The organism is Lentzea sp. NPDC058450 (assembly GCF_042721395.1).
Classification (GTDB): Bacteria; Actinomycetota; Actinomycetes; order Mycobacteriales; family Pseudonocardiaceae; genus Lentzea.
In genome coordinates this window covers 61,739-75,914 of sequence record NZ_JBHXLO010000023.1, presented here as the reverse complement: position 1 = coordinate 75,914, position 14,176 = coordinate 61,739, and the positions used below count along the sequence as shown (strand labels likewise).

12 protein-coding genes are annotated in these 14,176 nt (G+C 68.3%); 8 read left to right on the top strand and 4 right to left on the bottom strand.

Annotated features, from left to right (window positions below):
- The first annotated feature begins 208 nt into the window (after positions 1 to 208).
- The 5 genes from ACFWNN_RS30140 to ACFWNN_RS30120 all read left to right on the top strand — a co-directional run bounded on the left by ACFWNN_RS30140 (position 209) and on the right by ACFWNN_RS30120 (position 8,554).
- The gene (locus ACFWNN_RS30140; protein ID WP_382443386.1) at positions 209 to 1,339 is read left to right on the top strand and encodes a DegT/DnrJ/EryC1/StrS family aminotransferase; all 1,131 of its coding nucleotides are present in this window, start codon (positions 209 to 211) and stop codon (positions 1,337 to 1,339) included.
- A gap of 211 nt (positions 1,340 to 1,550) precedes the next feature.
- Positions 1,551 to 6,263, top strand: a complete 4,713-nt coding sequence (locus tag ACFWNN_RS30135) for a DUF4082 domain-containing protein (RefSeq protein WP_382443307.1) — start codon at positions 1,551 to 1,553, stop codon at positions 6,261 to 6,263.
- A 7-nt stretch (positions 6,264 to 6,270) separates the two neighbouring features.
- Positions 6,271 to 6,918: an acetyltransferase gene (locus tag ACFWNN_RS30130; protein WP_382443306.1), complete on the top strand. Its 648-nt coding sequence runs from the start codon at positions 6,271 to 6,273 to the stop codon at positions 6,916 to 6,918.
- Positions 6,915 to 7,994, top strand: coding sequence for a DegT/DnrJ/EryC1/StrS family aminotransferase (locus tag ACFWNN_RS30125; protein ID WP_382443305.1), 1,080 nt, complete (start codon positions 6,915 to 6,917; stop codon positions 7,992 to 7,994). Before ACFWNN_RS30130 ends, ACFWNN_RS30125 begins: the two co-directional genes overlap by 4 nt.
- Entirely contained in the window at positions 7,994 to 8,554 is a 561-nt protein-coding gene (locus tag ACFWNN_RS30120; RefSeq protein WP_382443304.1) for an acyltransferase, read from the top strand. Before ACFWNN_RS30125 ends, ACFWNN_RS30120 begins: the two co-directional genes overlap by 1 nt.
- Before the next feature lie 44 nt (positions 8,555 to 8,598).
- Here the strand turns inward: ACFWNN_RS30120 and ACFWNN_RS30115 are convergent, their stop codons facing one another.
- Positions 8,599 to 9,066 carry a hypothetical protein gene (locus ACFWNN_RS30115; RefSeq protein WP_382443303.1) on the bottom strand — a complete coding sequence of 156 codons (468 nt, stop codon included), beginning with the start codon at positions 9,064 to 9,066 and terminating at the stop codon, positions 8,599 to 8,601.
- Entirely contained in the window at positions 9,063 to 9,797 is a 735-nt protein-coding gene (locus ACFWNN_RS30110) for a maleylpyruvate isomerase family mycothiol-dependent enzyme (RefSeq protein WP_382443302.1), read from the bottom strand. Before ACFWNN_RS30110 ends, ACFWNN_RS30115 begins: the two co-directional genes overlap by 4 nt.
- A 107-nt stretch (positions 9,798 to 9,904) precedes the next feature.
- Here ACFWNN_RS30110 and ACFWNN_RS30105 point away from each other — a divergent pair, with 107 nt between their 5' ends.
- Both ACFWNN_RS30105 and ACFWNN_RS30100 read left to right on the top strand, forming a co-directional pair.
- A complete protein-coding gene (locus tag ACFWNN_RS30105) occupies positions 9,905 to 10,756 on the top strand; it encodes a helix-turn-helix domain-containing protein (protein ID WP_382443301.1) in 852 nt (283 codons plus the stop codon).
- Positions 10,731 to 10,907: a DUF397 domain-containing protein gene (locus ACFWNN_RS30100; protein WP_382443300.1), complete on the top strand. Its 177-nt coding sequence runs from the start codon at positions 10,731 to 10,733 to the stop codon at positions 10,905 to 10,907. The genes ACFWNN_RS30105 and ACFWNN_RS30100 overlap by 26 nt, the downstream gene beginning before the upstream one ends.
- On the opposite strand, the gene ACFWNN_RS30095 is transcribed toward ACFWNN_RS30100, so the two are convergent.
- The gene (locus tag ACFWNN_RS30095; protein WP_382443299.1) at positions 10,891 to 12,219 is read right to left on the bottom strand and encodes an O-antigen ligase family protein; all 1,329 of its coding nucleotides are present in this window, start codon (positions 12,217 to 12,219) and stop codon (positions 10,891 to 10,893) included. The two genes, ACFWNN_RS30100 and ACFWNN_RS30095, sit on opposite strands and share 17 nt — an antisense overlap.
- Positions 12,198 to 13,061 (bottom strand): hypothetical protein, encoded by an 864-nt coding sequence (locus ACFWNN_RS30090; protein ID WP_382443298.1) that lies wholly within the window; start codon positions 13,059 to 13,061, stop codon positions 12,198 to 12,200. Before ACFWNN_RS30090 ends, ACFWNN_RS30095 begins: the two co-directional genes overlap by 22 nt.
- 137 nt (positions 13,062 to 13,198) lie before the next feature.
- On the opposite strand from ACFWNN_RS30090, the gene ACFWNN_RS30085 reads away from it, so the two are divergent.
- Positions 13,199 to 14,164 (top strand): hypothetical protein, encoded by a 966-nt coding sequence (locus tag ACFWNN_RS30085; protein ID WP_382443297.1) that lies wholly within the window; start codon positions 13,199 to 13,201, stop codon positions 14,162 to 14,164.
- Positions 14,165 to 14,176: the final 12 nt, after the last annotated feature.

Genomic DNA, 14,176 nt, shown 5'->3' with positions numbered 1-14,176 from the left:
TACCACCCGCGAATCGTGGCGGACCTGCCGTGATCGCACCGCGAACCGCACGATCGTTCACACCCCAAGACCGCGGACGCGGCCGACACCCCCAGGTCCGCCGCGTCCGCACCCACTCCGCGGCCGCCGCTCTGCTCCACCCGCCGTCGAGCAGAGCGGCGTCCGCGGACACCAACTCCGCCAACGAAGAGGTAGAGCTTTGATCCCGGTGATGCGGCCGTTGCTCGGCGAAGAAGAGGCGCTCGCCGCCGCCGAGGCCGTCCGGTCCGGCTGGGTGGCGCAGGGCCCCCGAGTCCGCGAGTTCGAAGAGGCGTTCGCCGCGTCCGTCGGCGCGCGGCACGGTGTCGCCGTGTCGTCGTGCACCACGGGCCTGCACCTCGCCGTGCACCTGCTCGGCATCGGCGCCGGCGACGAGGTCGTCGTGCCGTCGCTGAGCTTCATCGCCACGGCCAACTCCGTGCGCTACACCGGCGCGACCCCCGTCTTCGCCGACGTCGAGGTCGAGACCGGCAACCTGAGCGCGTCCACAGTGGAGCCCGTGCTGACCGACCGGACCCGCGCGGTCATGGTCGTGCACCAGGCCGGCGTGCCCGCCGACGTCGACGCCATCAAGGCGTTGTGCGAACCGCGCGGCATCGCCGTCATCGAGGACGCGGCCTGCGCGGCCGGCTCGACCTACAAGGGCAAGCCGGTCGGCACGAACGCGACCGTCGCCGCCTGGTCGTTCCACCCCCGCAAGCTGCTCACCACCGGCGAGGGCGGCATGGTCACCGTCGACGACGCCGAGTGGGCGACGAGGCTCAAGCGCCTGCGGGAGCACGGCATGAGCGTGTCGGCGGCCGACCGCCACCACGGCGGCAGCGCGGTCATCGAGCAGTACCTCGAGACGGCGTTCAACTACCGCATGACGGACATCCAGGCCGCTGTCGGACTCGTCCAGCTGTCCAAACTGGACGCGATCATCGCCCGTCGCCGTGAGTTGGCCGCGCGTTACCACGAGTTGCTGACCGATCTGGACATCACGACCGTTCGTGACCCGGAGTGCGGAACGACCAACTACCAGTCGTTCTGGGTCTGGCTGCCGGAGGGTGCGGACCGCCAGGAAGTGCTTGCGGGCCTTGCCGAACGCGGTGTGAGTGCCCGGCGCGGGATCATGGCGTCCCACCTCGAACCGGCCTACGACGGACATCCGGCCACGAACCTCCCGGTGACGGAGGCGTTCACCACCAGGACGCTGATCCTGCCGCTGTTCCACGACATGACCGAGTCCGAACAGGACACAGTCGTGTCAGCGTTGTCGGAAACTCTCCACGCACAGCGACTGACCGTGCGTGGTTGAAAGATAAAGATTCAACCGTCACTGGAACATTTTTGTGTTGACACGTAACAGTTCCAACCAGATCGCCGACGTTCGGAGTAGCAGCCCTGTGCTGTCCAGCGTAGTGCGCGGATCACACACGGTAACTCCGTCCGAGAGGTGAAACCCAATGGTGGCTCAGCAGTCGCGTCTCGTGCGGGTGCTTGTGATCACGGCATTAATCGCATCCACGATGTTCGTGCTCGGGGTCTTCAACCCGGGCAAGGCCAACGCCGCCCCGTGTGACATCCCCGTCACCAACAAGGTCGCGTGTGAGAACACGCAGACCGGCGCGGACGACTGGCAGGCGCAGTACCGGGACGACACGATCCTCGGGTACACAACGGACATCAGTTACAACGTGGGCCAGACCGTCAGCTTCAAGATGCTGACGTCCGCCTCGTCGTACAAGCTCGACATCTACCGGATGGGTTGGTACAACGGCAAGGGCGCCCGCTACATGGGCACGGTCCAGCGCAACACCCCGCAGAACCAGCCACCATGTCTGCGGGAAGAAGCGTCAGCGCTGATCGACTGCGGCAACTGGGCCGTCTCCCTCACCTGGAACATCCCGTCCACCGCGGTGTCCGGCATCTACTACGTGCGCATGACGCGCAACGACACCGGCGCCGAGAACGAGATGGCGTTCGTCGTCCGCGACGACAGCTCGCAGTCGAAGATCTTCTTCCAGACCTCCGACGCCACCTGGGTCGCCTACAACCGCTACGGCGGCAACAGCCTCTACTTCGGTGACGGCCCCGGCCAGGGCGGCTCCTCGTACAAGGTCAGCTACAACCGCCCCTACACCGGCGGCGACGGCGACGAGAACTTCATCTTCAACGCCGAGTACCCGATGCTCCGGTTCATGGAGCGCAACGGGTACGACATGAGCTACACGACAGACGTCGACTCGGCGCGCCGCGGTCAGCTCATCAAGAACCACAAGGTCTTCATGGCGGTCGGCCACGACGAGTACTGGTCGAACGAGCAGTGGAACAACGTGATGGCCGCCCGTGACGCGGGCGTGCACATGGCGTTCCTGACCGGCAACGAGATCTTCTGGAAGACCAAGTGGGACAAGAGCATGGACTCGTCCCAGACCGACTGGCGCACCATCATCTGCTACAAGGAGACCAAGGGCGCCCAGAACGACGGCACGAACACGTGGACCGGCACCTGGCGTGACCCGAGGTACAGCCCGCCCCAAGACGGTGGCAGACCCGAGAACGCCCTGCTCGGCAACATGTTCACGGTCAACGGCCGGCGCGACGACTCGCTCCAGGTCCCGGCCGCGTACGGCAAGATGCGGCTCTGGCGCAACACCGACCTGGCCAACCTCGCCGCGGGCACCACGTACACGTTCCAGCCCGGCACGCTCGGCTACGAGTGGAACACCGTCTACGACAACGGCTTCCAGCCCGCCGGTGTCGCGCAGATGTCGCGCACCACGGTCCAGCTCGACGGCTACTACGCGCTGAAGAACTACGGCGACGAGTACGGCTCCAGCACCGAGACGCACGCCATCACCTACTACCGGGCGCCCTCCGGCGCGCTGGTGTTCGGCGCGGGCACGGTGCAGTGGGCGTGGGGCGTCGACGACGAACACGCGTTCCTCACCAACACCCCGACGTCGGACAAGCGGATCAAGCAGGCCACCGTCAACTTCCTGGCGGACATGGGCGTGCAGCCCTACCAGCTGTGGGCTCCCGACCAGCTGACGATCTCCGGCGCCATCAACGACAACACGGCGCCGGGCGTGCAGATCAGCACGCTGCCCGCGCAGTCGACGGTCGGCCAGGCCTACACCTTCAGCGGCACCGCGATCGACGCCGCCGGCAAGGTCGCGGGCGTCGAGGTCTCGACCGACGGCGGCACCCGCTGGCACTACGCCAACTGGCAGGCCGGACAAACGTCGTGGAGCTACACCTACACGCCGAACCAGTCCGGCACGGCGCAGATCAGGGTCCGCGCGGTCGACGACTCGCTGAACCTCTCCACGCCGGTCAGCGCGACCCCGACCGTCACCGCGAAGACCTGCCCGTGCGGCATGTTCGCGGGCACCGAGGTCCCGAAGGTCACCTCCGCCGACGACAGCTCGCAGCTCGAGCTCGGCGTGAAGTGGCGGGCCGCGAGCAGCGGTTACGTCCGCGGCGTCAAGTTCTACAAGGGCACCGGCAACACCGGCACGCACACCGGCAGCCTGTGGAACAACAACGGTGACCTGCTGGCCACCGGCACGTTCACCAACGAGAGCGCGACGGGCTGGCAGACGCTGCTCTTCCCGCAACCGGTCGCGGTGAACGCCAACACCACCTACATCGTCAGCTACTACACGCCGACCGGGCACTTCGCGTACGACACCGGCGGTTTCTACCAGCAGCAGGCGTACATGCAGCCGATCACCGGTCTGCAGTCCGGTGTGGACGGACCGAACGGCGTCTTCCGCTTCGGCGCCGGCTTCCCGAACCAGACGTTCGACCACACCAACTACTGGGTCGACGTGGTGTGGGCGACGGACCCCGGTCCCGACACCCGCGCGCCGATCCAGAGCGCGATGTCCCCGGTCAGCAACGCCGGTTCCGTCGCGCTGAACACCACGGTGTCCGGCACGTTCGACGAGAACGTGACGCTCAACTCGGCCCAGGTCACGGTGACGGGCCCGAGCGGTGCGGTCACCGGCACCAAGACGATCTCGAACGACGCCCGCACGATCACGTTCACGCCGTCGGCACTTCTGGCGGCGGCCACGTCCTACACCGTCTCGATGAGGGCGGCGGACGCGGCAGGAAACCTGTCCACGCAGACGAACTGGACGTTCACGACAGGCTCGCCGCGCCCGGCGACCTGCCCGTGCACCGTCTGGGACGACTTCGCGGCACCGGCCGTGATCGACTCCGGTGACACCAGCGCGGTCGAGCTCGGCACGAAGGTCCGCTTCGACGGCAAGGGCGAGGTCCTCGGCGTCCGCTTCTACAAGGGCACCGGCAACACCGGCACGCACACCGGCTCGCTGTGGACCTCCACGGGTCTGCTGCTCGCGACCGGCACGTTCACCGGCGAGACCACGTCCGGCTGGCAGAAGCTGATGTTCAGCTCGCCGGTCCAGGTGCAGGCCAACACGACGTACGTGGTGTCCTACACCGCCCCGAACGGCCGGTACTCGGTCACCTCCGGCTACTTCAACGGCCAGGAGGCGAGCTACCAGTCGCTGCACGCGTTGCAGAACGGCGCGGACGGCGGCAACGGCGTCTACAAGTACGGCACGGGTTTCCCGAACAGCTCGTACAACGCCACGAACTACTGGGTCGACGTCCTCTACCGCAACGGCCTCAACGGTGACACCACGCCGCCGACGATCACGACCCGCACGCCGGCCGTGAACGCGACGAACGTGGGCCTGCAGAGCGCTCTCACGGCGACGTTCAGCGAGCCGGTCGACCCCGCGTCGGCGCAGATCTGGCTGAAGGACCCCAAGGGCGCCAAGCTGTCCGGCTCCGTGTCGCTCTCGGGCGACCAGAAGACGGTCACCTGGACGCCGTCCGGCAAGCTCGTCCCCGGCACGCAGTACCAGGCGCACGTGGGCATCGCGGACGTCAACGGCATCGCGATGCCGAACGCCGCGGAGTGGAACTTCACGACCACGACGACACCGACCTGCCCGTGCTCGCTCTTCAGCACGGCGACGGTGCCGGACGAGACGTCCGCGGACGACTCGGGTGCCTACGAGCTCGGCGTCCGGATCACCCCGACCCAGTCGGGCCAGATCACGGGTGTCCGGTTCTACAAGGGCACGGGCAACACCGGCACGCACACCGGTTCGCTGTGGAACGCCAGTGGCACGCGTCTCGCCACCGGCACGTTCACCGGTGAGACCGCGACCGGCTGGCAGAACCTGACGTTCGCCCAGCCGGTGATCGTCAGCGCCGGCCAGACCTACACCGCCTCGTACACGACGACCACCGGGCACTACGCGGTGAACGCCGGGTACTTCGGCACGGGTCCGGTCAACTCCGGTCCGCTGTCGGCCCCGCAGGAGACCAACGGCGTGTTCGTGCCCGGCACCGGGTTCCCGACCATGACGTACGGCTCCGGCAACTACTGGGTCGACGTGGTCTACCAGCCCAACGCCGACAACACGGCCCCGGTGGCGCAGTCGCACACGCCGCTGACCGGCGCGTCGGGCGTGGCGCTCAACACCACGGTCACCGTGTCGTTCGACGAGCCCGTCGACCTCAACTCGGCGCAGTTCGACGTCACCGACCCCGGTGGCGCGAAGATCGCCGGCACGAGGGCGCTGTCGCCGGACAGCAGGATGATCACGTTCACCCCGGCGGCACGGCTCGCGGCGTCCACTGTGTACTCGGTGAGCGCGAAGGCCGCGGACACGTTCGGCAACATGATGGCCAACCCGGTCACGTGGTCGTTCACCACGACGAACACGCAGACCTGCCCGTGCACGCTCTTCAGCGGGGCGACCGTTCCTTCGGTAACTTCGGCTGATGACAACGGCGCGTACGAGCTGGGCGTCAAGTTCACGTCCGCCACCAACGGCCAGATCACCGGTGTGAAGTTCTACAAGGGGGCCGGCAACACGGGCACCCACACCGGTTCGCTCTGGTCCGCGGACGGCCAGCGCCTCGCCACCGGCACGTTCTCCGGTGAGAGCGAGTCCGGCTGGCAGACGCTGACCTTCAGCTCGCCGGTGTCGATCACGGCGAACACCGAGTACACGGCCTCGTACACGACCACCACGGGGCACTACGCGGTCAACGCGGGCTACTTCGGCACGGTGACCTCACCGCCGCTGACCGCCTCGCCGTCGGCCGGTGTGTTCACCGCCGGGTCCGGGTTCCCGACCTCGACCTACAACGGTGGCAACTACTGGGTGGATGTGGTTTTCCAGTGATGAAACGGTGACCGCAAGGCCACTGCTGCTCGTCGGAGCAGGCGGACTCGCTCGCGAGACCCTCGCGGCGGTCCGCCTCCTCCCGGAGACGTGGAACCCCGTCGGGGCGCTCGACGACTCCACCGCCCTGCACGGCACCCTGATCGACGGGGTGCCCGTGCTGGGCGGGCTCGACGCTCTGAGTGAACACCCGGACGCGGCCGTCGTGCTCTGCATCGCCAGTGCGCGACGGTCGCTCGTCCGGCTGAACGTGGCTCGACGACTGGACCTGCCGGACGAGCGATGGGCGACCGTCGTTCATCCGGCGGCCGTCACCTCCGGCGCCTTCATCGGCGCCGGCACGATTTTGCTGGCGGGTGTCGTCATCACGACCCCGCTTTCTGTTGGACGGCACGTGGTGGCGATGCCCCAGGTGCTGATCACCCACGACGACGAGGTGTCGGACGGCGTCACGTTCGCCGGCCGCGCCTCGCTCGCGGGATCTGTGCACGTCGGGGAGGCCGCGTACCTGGGACAGGGAGCCATGGTGCGCGAGGGGTTGAAGATCGGCGCCGGTGCCGTGATCGGCATGGGAGCCGTTGTCCTGCAGGACGTTCCGGCAGGAGAGACGTGGGCCGGTGTGCCGGCCCGCCCGTTGCGTGGGGAGAGCGCGTGATCGAGATTCCGCTGGTGGACCTGCGTGCCCAGCACGAGCAGGTGGCCGACGAGGTGGCCGACGGCTGGGCAGAGGTGCTCAAGACGACGGCCTTCATCGGCGGCCCCCAGGTCGCCAGGTTCGAGTCGGAATTCGCTGCCTACCAGGAAGTTCCGCACGTCATCGGTGTCGGCAACGGCACCGACGCCATCGAGCTGGCGTTGCGTGCGCTGGGCGTCGGCCACGGCGACGAGGTCGTGCTGCCCGCCAACACCTTCATCGCCACGGCCGAGGCCGTCGCCCGCTGCGGCGCGACGCCCGTGCTCGTGGACTGCGTGGACGACACGCTGCTGATCGACACCTCGCAGGTGTCCTCTGTGGTCACTTCGCGCACCAAGGCCGTTGTGCCGGTGCACTTGTACGGCCAGGCCGCCCCGGTCGAGCTGCTGCCTTTGGGAGTGCCGGTCGTCGAGGACGCCGCCCAGGCCCAGGGCGCCCGCCGCAACGGCGTGGCCGTCGGTGGGCTCGGCGTCGCGGCCGCGACCTCGTTCTACCCCGGCAAGAACCTCGGCGCGTACGGCGACGGCGGCGCGGTGCTGACCACGTCCGACGCGATCAACGAGTCGGTCCGCCTGCTGCGCGAGCACGGGTCGCCGCGCAAGTACGAACACCCGGTGCTCGGCTTCAACAGCCGCCTCGACACGCTCCAGGCCGTCGTGCTCTCCGCCAAGCTGCGCCGCCTGGAGGCCTGGAACCAGGCCCGCCGCGCGGCCGCCTCCCGCTACACCGAGATGCTCGCCGACGTTCCCGGCGTCCGCGTCCCGACGGTCCTGGACGGCAACCTGCCCGTCTGGCACCTCTACGTCGTGCGCGTCGCTGACCGCGACCGCGTGCTGTCCTCGTTGCACGAGGCCGGCATCGGCGCCGGCATCCACTACCCGACGCCGCTGCACAAGACCGGCGCCTTCGCCCACCTCTCCGGTACCTTCCCGGTGGCCGAGTCGTCGGCCGCGGAACTGCTGTCGCTGCCGCTGTTCCCGGAGATCACCGAGGCGCAGCAGGCCCGCGTGGTCGAGGCCCTGAAGGAGGCGCTCTGATGTCCGGTGTCCGCGTGCACCCGCACGGCCTGTGCGAATCGGACGACGTAGGCGACGGCACGCGCGTGTGGGCGTTCGCACACGTACTGCCGGGCGCGCGCATCGGCCGTGACTGCAACATCTGCGACGGCGCGTTCGTCGAGTCCCGCGCCGTGCTGGGCAACAACGTGACGGTCAAGAACGGCACTTTGGTCTTCGACGGCGTGACGTGCGAGGACGACGTGTTCCTCGGCCCCAACGTGCTCTTCACCAACGACCTGCGCCCGCGCGCCCACGTCAAGAAGACGGGCGACGCGCTGGAGACGACCCTGGTCCGCCGTGGCGCCACCTTGGGCGCCGGCGCGGTCGTGGTGTGCGGCACGGAGATCGGCGAGCACGCGTTCGCCGCGGCCGGCGCGGTGGTGACGAAGTCGGTGCCCGCGCACGCGTTCGTGGCGGGCAACCCGGCCGTGGTGAAGGGCTGGGTCTGCGCGTGCGGCGCCCGGCTCTCAGATGATCTCTCCTGCCCCGAGTGCGCCACCCGGCACGAAGAGACCCCGGACGGCCTGAAAGCCGTCTGACAACGCACCGAGGCCCCCGGAAATGTCCGGGGGCCTCGCTCGTGTCAGGACCGCGTGCGGAGCTTGCTGAGGTAGTCGCCCTGCACCGGCACGTCGTACCAGTCCTCGGAGTGGATGAAGATCGCCGTCACCCCTGACTCGAGGTCGAGGTGCGTCACGCCCTCCTCGCTGCGGGCGGAGCCGTAGCCGCAGGCCGCCTCGTCCAGCGCGGCGAGAAAGTCCTCCATCAGCACCGAACCAAGCTCACCGACGTGCCGCGAGCCCAGCACCTCCGGGAGCCGCAGCGGGTGCTCCGGGCTCAGTTCGAGGTTGACCTCACTCGCCCGATCGCCGGACTTCAGCAGCGACAGGCTCTCCCAGTGGATTGGGTAGCCGTCGAACTCCGGGTGCCTCCGCAGCGCCGGGTGGGGTCTGCCAGGGCCGAGCAGGTCCTCCGCCTCGGCCAGCGCCATGCCCGCGTGCACCAGACCGATCCGGCCGGTCGTCGCGAACTCCAGCACCACGTCGATCACTCAGGCACCCACTCGCCGAGCTGGTCGAGCACGCGCACGTCGCCGTCGATCTTCAACGGCTCCAGCCCGCCCCGCCCGTAGAACACCATCAGGAAGTCGTGGGCGGCACCCTCGGCCGTGGCGTCCGGCGCGGTGCCGTCCGGCTCCACGACCCGCGCACCCTCCGCGGACATCCTGATCCGCCACTGCCCGCCCTCGTTGATCCGGTAGTCGACGACGGCGGGGTCGTACGGCCACGGGCTCGACGTCGAGAAGCACGTCCTGAGGAACTCGTCCACGCCGTCCAGGGCGATCTCCGCCGGAATCGGCTCCGGCGCGCCGACCGTGACCTGGGCGTCGTAGGTGTGGGCGGCGACCTCGTGCAGCTGGCGGCGGGCCGCGGTGGCGACGATCAACGGCGACTGCGACTCGCCCCACCAGCCCCAGCACGCGCGGTCAGGACCGGCCTTCTCCAGTGCGGCCAGGAGCAGCTGCGTCGACTCCGTCACCCACTCCACCAGGCGCTCGCGGGGAGCCTCGACCGGAGTCCGGTCGGTGGGGCCGTCCGTGATGATGCCCGCCCACTTGCGGCGGCCGTCGCCGATGTGCTGGACGAGGTCGAACAGCGTCCAGTCGGGGCAGGTGGGGACCTGGGCGCCGAGGTCGGGCGCGGTGGCGATCGTGGCGCAGAACGCGGTGGTCCGCTCCTCGATCAGGCGGAGCAGTTCGGGGAACGCAAGCGGGGTGTGCACGGCGGTTGTCTATCACCGGCCATCGCGGACCTGCCAGCGGTTTTATTGTCCGTTTTCACCCGTACGAGCCGTTCATTGGAGCTGCTTCAACAGTTAGCGTCCGGGAGATGACTGCGATCATTTCCACCGCGTACAGCCGCGACCTGGGCGACGAACTCCGCGGCTTGCGCGAAGCCTCCACCAGTCTGGGCGGTCGCGCCATGGCGGCGAAACTGGGGTGGGACCCGAGCAAGGTCTCCAACATCGAGACCGGCAAGGTCCGGCCCACGGAGATCGACCTCGCCCAGTACCTGGCGGTCTGCGACAAGGGCCTCGACTACCTCCAGGACTTCGCCGACCGCTACCGCCACGCCTTCGACCTGTACATCGTGCAGGTACCGGACAACCTGCGCACGCTCGCCATGGTCGAGGCCATGGCCAAGAAGATGTTCGTCTACGAGATCCTCGCGATGCCGGGCCTCCTGCAAACCGAGGCCTACGCACGCGCGCTCTTCCTCGAAACCGCTCTGGAATCCTTGGACGATGTCGAGCGCTACGTGGCGTTGCGGATGGAGCGGCAGACGATCTGGCAGCGGCCCTATCGCCCCGCGAGCGCGTTCTTCATCCACGAGTTGGCGCTGCGCTTGCAGATCGGCGACGCCAAAGTGATGGAGGACCAGTACCTCCGCCTTCTCTTCAACGCCCACGTCGTGCGGATCGTGCCGGCGAACGCGGTGGGCCTCGCCATGCAGTCGAAACGCACGTTGTTCGAGTTCGGCAAGGCAGCACCTGTGACCTACGGCGAGACGGACGTGGCCAAGGTTTTCGCGCAGGACGGCGCTGCCGTGGCGACAGCCAGGAAGCTCTTCCAACGGTTGGATGCGGTTGCTTTGGATGAGGAACAATCTCGGAACATGCTGGCGGCGTACGCCAGCGGACTTCGAGAGGACCCTCATGGCCTGCGAACGGACCTGGCGTAAGAGCTCCTACAGCGGCGGCACCGGCGACAGTGACTGCGTGGAGGTGTCGCTCGCCCAGGACGCACTCGTCCGGGACTCGAAGAACGCGGGCGGCGACGTTCTCGCGTTCTCGGTCCCTGCCTGGCGCAGCCTCGTCAGCTGGCTGAGCTGACCTCGGCCGACTTGCGTTCGTCCGCCTCCCGTTTGGCTATTCGCAGCAACGCCCCCGACACCCCGATGAGCATGAACGTCATCCCGGTGGCCACGCTGAACGCGAGCTCGTCGAACGTCGCGGCCCCCAGCGCGGACGTCAGCAGCGAGGCGACGAGGCACATGGCGATGCCGCGGATGTCCTCGTCGCGGGACAACGCGCGGGCCCGCAGCGCCGCGAAGATGCCGCCCAGGAACAGCAGCACGAACGCGATCAGGCCCAGGTAGCCGTTCTCGATCATCGTCAGCAGGTACTGGTTGTCGAGGATCGTGTACTTCGACGGCAGGAACGTGCCGAAGCCGCGGCCCAGCCACGGGTGTTTGGCGATCTCCAGCCAGGCGCCGTCGTAGTCCTTGGTGCGGCCCTGGAACGACGGGTCGTCCTCGATGTTGGAGAACATCGACGTGACCGTGCCGAACAGGCCCGGCACGACGACCGAGGCGCCGCCGAGGAACACCGCGCCGACGCCCAGCAGCGGCAGGCCTCGTTCGCGGGGGAGCAGGATCGCCATCACGATGCCCGTGATCACCAGGCCGAGGATGGCGGTGCGCGAAAGCGACAGGATGGACATCAGGGCCAGCAGCGACAAAGCCAGCCACCAACGGCCTACCGGTTCGCCCTTGTCCTTGGCGCGGAACACCATGTGCGCGGCGAACGGGACGCCGAGCACGCACACCAGGCCGAACTCGATCGGGTGGTTCACCGTGCCGGCCGGTCTGAAGAAGATGGAGCGGGACTCCAGCGCCGAGTAGCCGTTGTCCTGCACGCGCAGGCCCGGCAGCGTGATGTACGAGGCCAGGTCGAGGCCCAGGCCGAACTGGAACAGGCCGACGAACGCGCTGACCGTCAGGCACGCCACCATGACCCGCAACGCGCGGCTCAGCCGTTCGCCGTTGCGGATGCCGTCGCACACGAACACCGCGAGCGCCGACATCGACACGATGCGGATCAAAGCCGAGTCCGACACCGACAGTTCGTCGATCGGCAGGTAGCGCCGGGTCGCGAGGGCGTACGTCATCAGGTGCAGCATCACGTAGATCGCGAGGATCGTGCGGACGGCGTTGCGGCCCTTGGCCATGCCGAGGTGGTCGACCAGGTGCGCGGCGAACCACACGACCATGAGGCACATCGCCATGAACAACGCGGGCGGCAGCGTGATCGGGACGAACGCGATCGTGAACCTGGCCGGGACGACCAGCAGCGCCACCATGTAGAAGATGAGAAGGGTGGCGCCGTCGGCTCGCTGGGCGGTCAGTCGTCTTTCGTCGGCCATGCCGGGTCAGGTTTGGGAGCGGCGATGATGACGGTCTTCTGGTGCGCGTTCGGCATGCCCTGCGGCATCGGGCGCTGCGGCTGCGGCGGGCCGCCGTTGCCGTTGCTCTGGGGCTGGGGCTGAGGCCGGACCGGCGGGACGGGGGCCGGCGTGGTGTCCTTCTCGGACGGTGCCGGGTCCTTCTCGTCCTTGCTCTCCTTGCCTTCCTTGCGGCGCTTCGACTTGAGCATGATCGAGTCGGCGGCGAACGTCGAGGCGAGCGTCAGCAGGAGCAGCACGACCGTGGCCGCGCCGACGTAGCGGACCTTGCCGCCGATCTTGGCCGAGGCCGTCGTCGGCTTCACCAGGACCTGCGCGGTGATGAACGTCTGTTCGGGCGCGCTCAGCGCCTTCTGCTGCGCCGCGAGCTCCGCGACGGTCTTGTCGAGCACCTTGCCGACGAGCGCCTCCGCCGACTCGGCCGAGTCGGACTCGGTCGTGATGAACAGCAGCGGGCCGCCGACCGGGCCGGTGTTGGCGGTGTAGACGGACGTGGAGCCCTTGCCCGCCAGCTCTTCCGCGGTCTTCGGGTCGCCGAGGATCTGGGTGAGGATCTGCGCCGTGGTCGTGAGGCTGCCGTCGAACTGCAGCAGCGGGTTGACCTTGACGACGTCCTCGGGCTTGGTGTTGGCCGTGTAGCGGCCGCCCGCCGCGGGGGAGGTGAGGACCAGCACGCCGCTCGACTCGTACCGCGTGGGCACCGTGACGTAGACGTACAGCGCGAGGATCCCCGTGAGCAGCACTGCGGGCAGGGCGATGTACCACCGCCGCCGCAGCACTCGTACGGTTCCCCAGAAGTCCATCAAAATCCCCGATCCGCGGCTCGGTCTTGCGAACGCAATGTCCGTAGGGTATCGCCTGCTTTGAAAATCGGGGTGAGCTGCCAACTGTTACAGGCCGTAGCTGACGAGCGATGAAGGAAGGGAATCCAGGAGGCAGCATGCGTGCAGGACGTCTGACCGTGACCATCGCGGCCATTCTCGTGGTCATCGGTGGAACAACGGCTTACGTCGTGACAGCGGCCACCGACGCGAAGCAGCCGGCGGGCGCCGAACAGGTGTCGCTGGCCAAGACCGGCGATCTTCTCTTCGTCGATCTCGCGGGTGGCCAGAACCGGGTCGAGAAGCTCGCCGACGGCGGCTCTCGCACCCCGACGGAGCTGGCCTGCCAGCGGTTTTACGCCGCCGGTGGCACGAGCGTGTGCCTCAAGCTCTCCGGTCCGGGACCGACCTACGCGGCGGAGGTGAGCCGGGGCGGCAAGGTCGTGAAGACCGTCGGGCTGCCGGGCATCCCGAGCCGCGCGAAGGTCTCGCAGTCCGGGAACGTGGTGTCGTGGACGAGTTTCGTCACCGGCGACTCGTACTCGGTCCCCGGAGGCTTTTCCACCCGAACGGGATTTTACGACCTGCGCACCGGCGAGACGGTCGAGTCGCTCGAGCACTTCGCCGCCACTGTGGAGGGTGCTCTGCTCACGGCCAGTGACATCAACTACTGGGGCCTGACCGTGGGTTCGGACGACAGGACGTTCTACGCCACCCTCGCGAGTGGCGGGTTCACCTGGTTGGTGAAGGGCGACCTGGGCGCCAAGGCCGTGACGTCGTTGCGCCGTGACGCGGAATGCCCGTCGCTGTCGCCGGACGGCACGAAGGTCGCCTACAAGAAGCGCATCGGCCGCCTCGGGCCGTGGGACCTCGCGGTGCTCGACCTCGCCACCAACGAGGAGAAGCGCCTGCCCGGCACCGCGGGCATCGACGACCAGACCACGTGGCTGAACGAGAACGAGGTCGCGTTCGCCGCCGTGCCGAAGGACGCCAAGCTGCCCGCGGTTCACGTCGCGCCCGCCGACGGGTCGCAGCCCGCGCGGGTGCTGATTCCGGAAGCCACGTCGCCTTCGCCCGTCATGTAGAGAACGTGGGCG

Excerpts from the sequence above, each read along its gene's own strand:
- ACFWNN_RS30095 (WP_382443299.1), bottom strand. The coding sequence starts at position 12,219 with ATGGCCGACGAAAGACGACTGACCGCCCAGCGAGCCGACGGCGCCACC.
- ACFWNN_RS30120 (WP_382443304.1), top strand. The coding sequence starts at position 7,994 with ATGTCCGGTGTCCGCGTGCACCCGCACGGCCTGTGCGAATCGGACGAC.
- ACFWNN_RS30135 (WP_382443307.1), top strand. The coding sequence starts at position 1,551 with ATGTTCGTGCTCGGGGTCTTCAACCCGGGCAAGGCCAACGCCGCCCCG.
- ACFWNN_RS30085 (WP_382443297.1), top strand. The coding sequence starts at position 13,199 with ATGCGTGCAGGACGTCTGACCGTGACCATCGCGGCCATTCTCGTGGTC.
- ACFWNN_RS30090 (WP_382443298.1), bottom strand. The coding sequence starts at position 13,061 with ATGGACTTCTGGGGAACCGTACGAGTGCTGCGGCGGCGGTGGTACATC.
- ACFWNN_RS30105 (WP_382443301.1), top strand. The coding sequence starts at position 9,905 with ATGACTGCGATCATTTCCACCGCGTACAGCCGCGACCTGGGCGACGAA.
- ACFWNN_RS30100 (WP_382443300.1), top strand. The coding sequence starts at position 10,731 with ATGGCCTGCGAACGGACCTGGCGTAAGAGCTCCTACAGCGGCGGCACC.